We start from the raw sequence: 2771 nt of genomic DNA, 5'->3' as shown, positions 1-2771 counted from the left end.
CCAGCGCGGCGACCGCCGGGGAGCCGGCCTCGGCGAGCGCCCGGGCCGCGGGGGCGGCGACCGCGGCCAGGGTGCCGGTGGGCAGGTCCCGGCCGCGGGCGCTCAGGTCGAGCCGGCCCGGGTCGTACGGCGGGAGTTCCCGGTCCAGGGCGAAGACCGTCCGGGCGGCCTGTGCGTCCCCGTCGCCGGCTTCGGCGGCCGCGGCGAGCGCGGGCAGCTGGCCGGCGAAGGAGCGCAGGTTGGCCAGGGTGCTGGTGTCGACCACCCGGACCAGCGCGGCGTCGCGCTGGAGCTTCTGGAACAGCCCGCCGCCGGGGCCCTCGGTGCGCAGCACCGAGCGGGTCGCCAGGGTGGCGCCGCAGCGGGCGATGGCGTCCTCGGCCGCCTCGGCCACCACGTGCTTGGCCGCGCAGCCCCAGACGCTGAACTGCTCCGGTGCGACGTGGATGCCGCGGGCGGCCGCCAGCGCGACCGCGTCGGCGGACAGCAGGGCGGCCGCGGCGACGGCCAGTTCGCGCCGCTGGTAGGGCGAGTCGATCAGGAGGGTCCGGCCGGTGCGGCGTTCGGCGGCGAAGTCCAGGGTGAGCCGTAGCGCGGTGTCGGCGCAGCCCAGGCTGCCGGCGGTGCTCATCAGCCGGACCACCTGCTGGGCCTTGACCGCGACCTCCAGCGCCTGGCCGGGGCGGCCGACCAGCTGGTCGCGGCCGACCGGCAGAGCGTCGAACCGGGGGTGGGCGAAGTCGATGCCGCGCATCCCGCCGGTGGCCACCGGCGCGCCGCGCCGCAGCCCGTCGGCGGTGGTGGTGAGGTCGAGCAGGACGGCGGTGAAGGCGCCCGGTCCGCGCTCGCCGGTGCGGGCGACCACGTACATCGCCTCGCAGCGCTGTCCGAGGCCGACCATCCACTTCCGGCCGGTCAGCCGCCAGCCGTCGCCGTCCGGTTCCAGCCGGGCCTCGTTGGCCAGCAGGTCGCTGCCGTGCCCGGCCTCGGAGAGCGCGAAGCCCACCGCGCCGCCGCGCCGCAGCAGGCCGGCCAGCCACTGCTGCTGCCCGGGTGAGCCGTGCAGCCGCACGCAGGTGGCGGCGGTGATGGAGAACATGGTGGCGGGCATGGTGTTGAGGTCGCGCCGGGCCGCCGCGCGGACCAGCAGCAGGCTGCGGTCGAAGGACTCGAAGCCGCCACCCCACTCGGCCGGCAGGTGGTCCAGGTGGAAGCCGGCCTCCCTGAGCACCCCGGCCAGTTCGTCCGGGAACTCCCCGCGCTCGTCCCGGCGGACCGCCGCGGCGAAGCCGTACTGGCTCGAGGCGTCCGCCGGGTCGCCGAGGAGCAGTTCCAACTCGGCGGCCTTGCGTACCAGTCGGTCGATCACAGGGCACCGCCCAGGGCCGCCACCGGGGATTCCAGCGGCACCGGCCGGTAGTCGGCGACGGCGGCCGGCAGGTGCACCCCGGCGGTGCGCAGCGCGGCCACCCGGGTGTGGAAGGCGGCGCCGCGCATCAGGTGGTGGGCGACGTCGGCGACCCGACGGTTGCCGGGTGCCTTGAGGTAGCTGGCGGTGACCCAGTCGTTGAAGCTGCCCATCGCCGGGCCGCACCAGATCTGGTAGTCCAGGGTGCGGTCCGGGTCGCCGGCGGTGGACCAGCGCGAGGACATCCCCAGGTACCAGCGGAAGACCAGCGCCATCCGGCGCTTGGGGCTGTCCTGGGCGCGGGCCAGCTGCTCGGGGTCGCGGCGGCTGAAGTAGCCGACGCACTCCTGCCAGACCTCCTCCAGCGGACGCCGGAAGACCTGCGCCTCCAGCCGGGCGCGCTCCTCGACCGGGAGCTCCTCCAGTCCGCCGTGGGCCTGGTAGAGCTCGTACAGCTTCTTGGCCCGCATCGGGAACAGCGTGCCCTTCTTGAGCACCTGGAGCTCGACGCCCAGTTCGAACATGTCGGCGGCCGGGGCCATCTCGCAGTCCGCGATGCCGGCCTCGGCCAGCAGCGTCTTGGTCGCCTTGGAGGCGCCCGACTCGACGCAGGACTGGTTGACCGAGCCGGTGACCACGTACGCCGCGCCCATCGCGAAGGCCGCGGCGACCGCGATCGGGGTGCCGAGCCCGCCGGCCGCGCCGACCCGGATCGGCTGCGGGTAGCGGTGTTCGCGCTGCACGCCGTCGCGCAGCCGCAGGATGCTGGGCAGCAGCGCGGGCAGCGGGCGGCGGTCGGTGTGGCCGCCGGAGTCGGCCTCCACGGTGATGTCGTCGGCCATCGGCACGTACTTGGCCAGCTCGGCCTGGAGCGGGGTGATCAGGCCCTGGGCGAGCAGGGCGCTGACGGTCGCGGCGGGCGCCGGTCTCATGAAGCGCTCGGCGGTCTCGGTCCGGGAGATCTTGGCGATCACCCGGTGTTCGGCGACCACCTGGCCGCCCTCGCCCTGCCGCAGGCCCGCCAGCCGGTAGCGGACGATGTGCGGGCTGAGCGCCATGAACGCGGACGCCTCCACGCAGCGCACGCCGTGCCGCAGGAACAGGTCGACGGCCTCGCGCTCCAGCCGTTCCTCGCTGGGGCTGTGGATCAGGTTGACGGCGTACGGCAGGCCGGGGATCTCGGCGGCGAACCGGCCGAGCGCCTTCGCGATGCTCTCCGGCAGCAGGCCGGCCGCGCCGAAGGAGGCCAGGAAGCCCTCCCGGGCGAGCGCGATCACCATGTCGGCGGAGGCGATGCCGCCGGCCATCGCGCCCGCCAGGTACGGCTGGCGGACGCCGTGCGCGGCCAGGAAGGCCGCCGAGC

2 protein-coding genes are annotated in these 2771 nt (G+C 75.6%); both read right to left on the bottom strand.

Going from position 1 to position 2771, the window contains the following annotated elements; genetic code table 11:
• Positions 1-1369, bottom strand: a 1369-nt coding sequence (locus tag AA75_RS19100) for an acyl-CoA dehydrogenase family protein (protein WP_051812774.1), incomplete at its 3' end; no start/stop codon positions are given.
• Positions 1366-2771 (bottom strand): PfaD family polyunsaturated fatty acid/polyketide biosynthesis protein (locus tag AA75_RS19095; protein WP_033821319.1); only part of this gene is annotated, 1406 nt, incomplete at its 5' end. The genes AA75_RS19095 and AA75_RS19100, both read right to left, overlap by 4 nt.

Source organism: Kitasatospora sp. MBT63, assembly GCF_000710465.2.
GTDB lineage: Bacteria > Actinomycetota > Actinomycetes > Streptomycetales > Streptomycetaceae > Kitasatospora.
This window is presented reverse-complemented; position numbering and strand designations above follow the sequence as displayed.